Here is a 6,828-nt window from a genome sequence, read left to right on the forward strand (position 1 = left end):
GCCATTCATGGCCATATCAATGATTTTCTGGTGCGTACCGGGCTGAGAGGCGGTGTAAGTGAACTGTAGTTGCCATGTTTTACGGCAATGAGAGCAGAGATAGCGCTGATGTCCGGCAGTGCTTTTGCCGTTACGCACCACGCCTTCAGTAGCGGAGCAGGAAGGACATCTGATGGAAATGGAAGCCACGCAAGCACCTTAAAATCACCATCATACACTAAATCAGTAAGTTGGCAGCATTACCTTGAAAACCTGACATCCGCGTTGAGTCAAAGACTTATCGCGGATCAATTACGCTTAACTACCGCCGAATCATGCACCGGCGGTAAGTTGGCTAGCGCCCTGTGTGCAGCTGAAGATACACCCAAATTTTACGGTGCAGGCTTTGTTACTTTCACCGATCAGGCAAAGATGAAAATCCTCAGCGTAAGCCAGCAATCTCTTGAACGATATTCTGCGGTGAGTGAGAAAGTGGCAGCAGAAATGGCAACAGGTGCCATAGAGCGTGCGGATGCTGATGTCAGTATTGCCATTACCGGCTACGGCGGACTGGAGGGCGGTGAAGATGGTACGCCAGCGGGTACCGTCTGGTTCGCGTGGCATATTAAAGGCCAGACCTACACTGCGGTTATGCATTTTGCTGGCGACTGCGAAACGGTATTAGCTTTAGCGGTGAGGTTTGCCCACGTCCAGCTGCTGCAATTACTGCTATAACCAGGCTGCCTGGCGATATCTCCAGGCCAGCCATTGGTGGTGTTTATATATTCAAGCCACGATGTTGCAGCATCGGCATAATCTGAGGAGCCTTACCGCGCCATTGTCGATACAGGCGTTCCAGATCTTCGCTGTTACCTCTGGAAAGGATCGCCTCGCGAAAACGCTGCCCATTTTCACGCGTTAATCCGCCCTGCTCAACAAACCACTGGTACCCATCATCGGCCAACATTTGCGTCCACAGATAAGCGTAATAACCTGCAGCATATCCGCCACCAAAAATATGGGCGAAATAACTGCTGCGATAGCGTGGCGGTATAGCAGGAAGATCCATATTTTCCGCCACCAGCGCCCGCAATTCAAAATCATCGACATCCTGCATTGCTTCGTTTTCTTCCAGGCAATGCCAGCGCATATCGAGAAGTGCGGCGCTAAGCAGTTCGCTCATCTCATACCCTTTGTTGAACAGGCTGGCATTACGCATTTTCTGTTGCAGTTCGTCAGGCATTGCTGCCCCGCTCTGATAATGCCGGGCGTAGCGAGCGAATACCTGCGGATGCGTTGCCCAGTGTTCGTTGATTTGCGACGGAAATTCGACAAAATCACGCGGCGTGTTGGTGCCGGAAAGCGTGGCATAACGCTGGCGGGCAAAAAGGCCGTGCAGCGTATGACCAAATTCATGGAATAAGGTTATGACATCATCCCAGAGTAACAACGCAGGCTCACCGGCAGCGGGTTTCTGATAATTGCAAACGTTATAAATTACCGGATGCGTTTCATTAAGCGTTGATTGCTCAACAAAATTGCCCATCCATGCACCGCCGCTTTTTGAATCACGGGCGAAGAAATCACCGTAAAATAACGCCAGTCCCACGCCATTATGATCAAAAATTTCCCACACACGAACGTCAGGATGGTAGACAGGAATATCAAAACGTTCGACAAACTTAATACCGAAGAGCTGATTCGCGGTCCAGAATACACCTTCATTCAACACCGTGTTTAATTCAAAATATGGCTTGAGCTGCGCCTCATCAAGATCAAATTTCTCCCGCCGTACCTGTTCGGCATAAAATGCCCAGTCCCACGGCTGCGCGCTAAACCCGCCTTGCTGCTTATCGATAACCGCCTGTATGGAGGCTAATTCATCGCTAGCACGTTGACGCGCCGCTGGAACAATTTCCCGCATAAAGTTGAGTGCTGCTTCTGGCGTTTTTGCCATCTGATCGGCGATTTTCCATGCGGCATAATGAGGAAAACCAAGCAGTTTCGCCTGCTGTGCGCGAATCTCTACCAGACGTTGAATGATAGCGCGGGTATCATTGGCATCATTTTTTTCCGCTCGCGTCCAGCCCGCAATAAACAGTTTTTCACGCGTCGCACGATCGCGCATCTCGGCAAGCGCCGGTTGTTGGGTGGTATTCAGCAGCGGAATCAGCCATTTGTTATCCAGACCTTTCTCGCGAGCCGCCTCTGCCGCCAGCGCAATCTCTTGCTCACTCATTCCTGCCAGCTGCGCGATATCGTTCACAACCAGACCGCCGGATTTATTTGCTGCCAGTAATCGCTGGTTAAACTGGCTGGTCAGGGTCGCAGCTTCTGTATTCAGTACTTTTAATTTTGCTTTATCAGCTTGCGCAAGTTTGGCTCCGGCAAGGACAAAACGTTGATGAATCACCTCCACCAGGCGGATGGATTCACTATCAAGCCCCAGGGATTCACGGCGCTGCCAGACAGCATCTACCCGCGCGAATAATTCACCGTTCAGATAGATATCATTAGCCAGTTCCGCCAGTTCAGCGGAAAACTGTTCATCAAGACGCTGTAATTCATCATTGGTATGCGCCGCAGTCATCGCAAAAAAGACGCTGGTAACGCGGGTAAGTAATTCTCCGCTTTGTTCCAGTGCCAGAATAGTATTGTTGAAATCAGGCGTTTGCGGGTTAAGCGCGATGGCAGCAATTTCTGCCCGCTTTTGCTGCATTCCCTCATCGAATGCCGGGCGATAGTGATGATTGGCAATTTGATCAAAATGGGGAGCCAGATACGGTAGTGTGCTTTGCACAAGGAAAGGATTCATTGTTGTCATTTTCTTCTCCTGAACGCGAGGTGTTCCATAGCGTAGGCTTACTGATAACGGAGTGCAATCTTACAAACCAGTATTACCCGCTCTTAAGCATCACGTGCTATGTTATTGACACACAAAAGCGTTGAGGAACAGTGAGATGATCGTTTTAGTAACTGGAGCAACGGCAGGTTTTGGTGAATGCATTACTCGTCGTTTTATTCAACAAGGGCATAAAGTTATCGCCACTGGCCGTCGCCAGGAACGGTTGCAGGAGTTAAAAGACGAACTGGGAGATAATCTGTACATCGCCCAACTGGACGTTCGCAACCGCGCCGCTATTGAAGAGATGCTGGCATCGCTTCCTGCCGAGTGGTGCAATATTGATATCCTGGTAAATAATGCCGGCCTGGCGTTGGGCATGGAGCCTGCGCATAAAGCCAGCGTTGAAGACTGGGAAACGATGATTGATACCAACAACAAAGGCCTGGTATATATGACGCGCGCCGTCTTACCGGGTATGGTTGAACGTAATCATGGTCATATTATTAACATTGGCTCAACGGCAGGTAGCTGGCCTTATGCCGGTGGTAACGTTTACGGTGCGACGAAAGCGTTTGTTCGTCAGTTTAGCCTGAATCTGCGTACGGACCTGCATGGTACGGCGGTGCGCGTCACCGACATCGAACCGGGTCTGGTGGGTGGCACCGAGTTTTCCAATGTCCGCTTTAAAGGCGATGACGGTAAAGCGGAAAAAACCTATCAAAATACCGTTGCATTGACGCCAGAAGATGTCAGCGAAGCCGTTTGGTGGGTGTCAACGCTGCCTGCTCACGTCAATATCAATACCCTGGAAATGATGCCGGTTACCCAAAGCTATGCCGGACTGAATGTCCACCGTCAGTAATTTTTATACCCGGCGTAACTGCCGGGTTATTGCTTGTCACAAAAAAGTGGTAGACTCATGCAGTTAACTCACTCACAAGCAAGAACGAATGACCGTCGAAACGCAACTTAATCCCACACAGCCTGTCAATCAGCAAATTTATCGTATCCTTCGTCGCGACATTGTCCATTGCCTGATTGCTCCAGGCACACCGTTGTCGGAAAAAGAAGTTTCTGTTCGTTTCAATGTGTCACGCCAGCCGGTTCGTGAAGCCTTTATTAAACTGGCGGAAAACGGCCTGATTCAAATTCGTCCACAGCGTGGCAGCTACGTCAACAAAATTTCCATGGCCCAGGTGCGCAACGGCAGTTTTATCCGTCAGGCCATTGAGTGCGCGGTGGCGCGTCGGGCGGCGAGCATGATTACCGAAAGCCAGTGCTACCAACTGGAACAAAATCTTCACCAGCAACGCATTGCCATTGAGCACAAGCAACTGGATGATTTTTTTGAACTTGATGACAACTTCCATCAACTCCTGACGCAGATTGCCGACTGTCAACTGGCGTGGGATACCATTGAGAACCTGAAAGCGACCGTTGATCGCGTGCGCTATATGAGTTTCGACCATGTTTCTCCACCAGAAATGCTGTTACGCCAGCATCTTGATATTTTCTCTGCCCTGCAAAAACGTGATGGCGATGCGGTAGAACGTGCAATGACGCAACATTTGCAGGAAATCAGCGAATCCGTGGCCAGATCCGCCAGGAAAACAGCGACTGGTTTAGCGAAGAGTAATTCATTTACTCTCATCCCATCCGGGATGAGAGGCTTTTCCCCCCGCCTTACGGCTCATGCATGCATCAAAAAAGATGTGAGCTTGATCAAAAACAAAAAATATTTCACTCGACAGGAGTATTTATATTGCGCCCGTTACGTGGGCTTCGACTGTAAATCAGAAAGGAGAAAACACCTATGACGACCTACGATCGTAACCGTAACGCAATCACCACTGGCAGCCGTGTTATGGTTAGCGGCACCGGTCACACTGGCAAGATCCTGTCGATTGATACTGAAGGTCTGACCGCTGAGCAAATCCGCCGCGGAAAAACCGTAGTTGTTGAAGGTTGTGAAGAGAAACTGGCACCTCTGGACCTGATTCGTCTCGGCATGAACTAAGTGTGTGAATGCGCCGATGGCGGCATTGCTTTTTTTACTTCACGGAATATTTCGCCACGGTCGCTTTCGCGCCATGCGCTAATAAAGACAAGTACGCTTCCGTCACTTTTGCAGTAAACAAGCTATTGTCTGGCAAATCATCACCAAAGATTGCCTTAATCGCCAGCAATGACTGGACGCGCGCTTTCCCTTCGGCACTACTTTGTACAGCCTTCTGAATAACAGGTAACAGTGGGTCACTGATTTCTATCGGATTTCCCTGTTCATCAACACCACCGACATAACGCATCCAACCCGCGACGCCCAGCGCCAGCAGATCGAACTTGCTGTCATGCGCCAGATGCCAGCGAACAGAATCCAACATCCGCTGTGGCAATTTCTGGCTACCATCCATCGCAATCTGCCAGGTTCGATGACGTAACGCCGGATTGCTATAGCGTTCAATTAATCGGTTAGCGTAATCTTGCAAATCAACGCCCTGCACTTTCAGCGTCGGCGCTTGTTCCTGCAACATCAAGCCATACGCCGCATAACGATAATGTTCATCTTCCATGCAGTCATTAATGTGCTGATATCCGGCAAGATAACCCAAATACGCCAGGAATGAATGACTGCCGTTGAGCATGCGCAACTTCATCTCTTCATAAGGCAGCACATCACTAACCAGTTCGGCTCCCGCTTTTTCCCATTCTGGACGTCCGGCAACAAAGTTATCTTCTATTACCCACTGGCGGAAAGGTTCACAGGCAACGCCCGCAGGATCGCGCACACCGGTAAGTTGTTCGATTTTCGCCAGCGTATCCTCTGTCACTGCGGGCACAATACGGTCCACCATTGTTGATGGGAAAGTCACGTTATCTTCGATCCATTGTGCCAGTTTTACATCAACAGCTTTCGCGTATGAAGTGACAACGTCACGCATAACATGACCGTTTTCTGGCATGTTGTCACATGACATGACGGTAAATGCGGGAAGTCCTGCCGCTTTACGGCGGGCCAGCGCCTCAACAATCACCCCTGTTGCTGTTTTCGGCTGGTGGGGATTTTGCACGTCGGCAGCGACCATCGGGTGATCGAGCATTAACTGTCCGGTCGCCGGAGAGTGGAAATACCCTTTTTCGGTGATTGTCAGAGAGACAATCGCGATTTGCGGTTCACACATCGCAGCCAACACGGTTTCTAAGCCATCCATCTGTACGTGCAAGGCTTTTTTAACGACGCCAACGACGCGAGCCGTCCACGCATCGGCCGACATTTCCGCAACGGTATAAAGATTATCTTGCTGTTGTAAATCGGCAATTTGCTGTTCGCCGCCGATTAAGTTGACCTTATAATATCCCCAGTCACTGAAATGTTCTGTAGCAAGAATATCGGCATACACGCCCTGATGCGCACGGTGAAATGCACCAAAGCCTAAATGAACAATTCTTGGGGCCAGGTTATTACGATCATAAACAGGGAGTGTCGCTTTTGCTGATAACAAATTATTTCCCATAACAATTCCTTAAATTTAAATATGGCAAGCTATATGTTTTGTTATATGAATAAAAATCCCCTCTCCGGTAAGAGAAGGGATTGAGGGTTTACAGACTTCTGGAAGGTTGCGCAGCTCTTACAACACGCGGTTGATCTTCCGCAGCGTCTTCCAGCGCACTTAAATCACGGTCTTTCACCTCTGGCATTTTCAGCGCAGAGATTAAACCAATCACTGAATATGCCATGATCATAATGGCGATCGGGTAATGACTCCAACTTACTGATAGTGTTTTATGTTCAGATAATGCCCGATGACCTTGTCATGCAGCTCCACCGATTTTGAGAACGACAGTGACTTCCGTCCCAGCCTTGCCAGATGTTGTCTCAGATTCAGATTATGTCGCTCAATGCGCTGAGTGTAACGCTTGCTGATAACGTGCAGCTTTCCCTTCAGGCGTGATTCATACAGCGGCCAGCCATCCGTCATCCATACCACGACCTCAAAGGCCGA

7 protein-coding genes and 2 pseudogenes are annotated in these 6,828 nt (G+C 49.6%); 4 read left to right on the forward strand and 5 right to left on the reverse strand.

Features of this window, described 5'->3' with window-relative positions; translation table 11 throughout:
• Positions 1–189 (reverse strand): IS1 family transposase (locus BHE85_RS08935; protein ID WP_047204290.1); only part of this gene is annotated, 189 nt, incomplete at its 3' end.
• Between the two features lie 63 nt (positions 190–252).
• Between BHE85_RS08935 and BHE85_RS08940 the strand changes: the two genes are divergently transcribed.
• A complete protein-coding gene (locus tag BHE85_RS08940; protein WP_044325975.1) occupies positions 253–714 on the forward strand; it encodes a 2-oxo-tetronate isomerase in 462 nt (153 codons plus the stop codon).
• Positions 715–757: 43 nt separating this feature from the next.
• On the opposite strand, the gene dcp is transcribed toward BHE85_RS08940, so the two are convergent.
• Positions 758–2,803 carry a peptidyl-dipeptidase Dcp gene (gene dcp, locus BHE85_RS08945; protein WP_000210376.1) on the reverse strand — a complete coding sequence of 682 codons (2,046 nt, stop codon included), beginning with the start codon at positions 2,801–2,803 and terminating at the stop codon, positions 758–760.
• Positions 2,804–2,939: 136 nt separating this feature from the next.
• Between dcp and ydfG the strand changes: the two genes are divergently transcribed.
• The 3 genes and pseudogenes from ydfG to ydfZ all read left to right on the forward strand — a co-directional run bounded on the left by ydfG (position 2,940) and on the right by ydfZ (position 4,841).
• Positions 2,940–3,686: a bifunctional NADP-dependent 3-hydroxy acid dehydrogenase/3-hydroxypropionate dehydrogenase YdfG gene (gene ydfG / locus BHE85_RS08950; RefSeq protein ID WP_000636571.1), complete on the forward strand. Its 747-nt coding sequence runs from the start codon at positions 2,940–2,942 to the stop codon at positions 3,684–3,686.
• Positions 3,687–3,774: 88 nt separating this feature from the next.
• Positions 3,775–4,460: pseudogene (gene rspR, locus BHE85_RS08955) on the forward strand (DNA-binding transcriptional regulator rspR).
• A gap of 177 nt (positions 4,461–4,637) precedes the next feature.
• Positions 4,638–4,841 (forward strand): putative selenium delivery protein YdfZ, encoded by a 204-nt coding sequence (gene ydfZ, locus BHE85_RS08960; protein ID WP_000214712.1) that lies wholly within the window; start codon positions 4,638–4,640, stop codon positions 4,839–4,841.
• 34 nt (positions 4,842–4,875) lie between these two features.
• Here the strand turns inward: ydfZ and BHE85_RS08965 are convergent, their stop codons facing one another.
• The 3 genes and pseudogenes from BHE85_RS08965 to BHE85_RS08975 all read right to left on the reverse strand — a co-directional run.
• Complete coding sequence (locus BHE85_RS08965; RefSeq protein WP_000527814.1) at positions 4,876–6,336, reverse strand: mannitol dehydrogenase family protein; 1,461 nt, start codon at positions 6,334–6,336, stop codon at positions 4,876–4,878.
• An 88-nt stretch (positions 6,337–6,424) separates the two neighbouring features.
• Positions 6,425–6,583, reverse strand: a pseudogene (locus BHE85_RS08970) (MHS family MFS transporter YdfJ); the annotation flags it as partial.
• A gap of 11 nt (positions 6,584–6,594) precedes the next feature.
• A partial coding sequence (locus tag BHE85_RS08975) for an IS1 family transposase (RefSeq protein WP_001393844.1) occupies positions 6,595–6,828 on the reverse strand: 234 nt, incomplete at its 5' end.

It is taken from the genome of Shigella sp. FC1567, from assembly GCF_001743015.1.
In the GTDB taxonomy this organism is placed as follows: domain Bacteria; phylum Pseudomonadota; class Gammaproteobacteria; order Enterobacterales; family Enterobacteriaceae; genus Escherichia; species Escherichia coli.

What these genes read in the sequence shown, in the direction of transcription:
- dcp (WP_000210376.1), bottom strand. Translation starts at nt 2,803, where the DNA reads ATGACAACAATGAATCCTTTCCTTGTGCAAAGCACACTACCGTATCTG.
- ydfG (WP_000636571.1), top strand. Translation starts at nt 2,940, where the DNA reads ATGATCGTTTTAGTAACTGGAGCAACGGCAGGTTTTGGTGAATGCATT.
- ydfZ (WP_000214712.1), top strand. Translation starts at nt 4,638, where the DNA reads ATGACGACCTACGATCGTAACCGTAACGCAATCACCACTGGCAGCCGT.
- BHE85_RS08965 (WP_000527814.1), bottom strand. Translation starts at nt 6,336, where the DNA reads ATGGGAAATAATTTGTTATCAGCAAAAGCGACACTCCCTGTTTATGAT.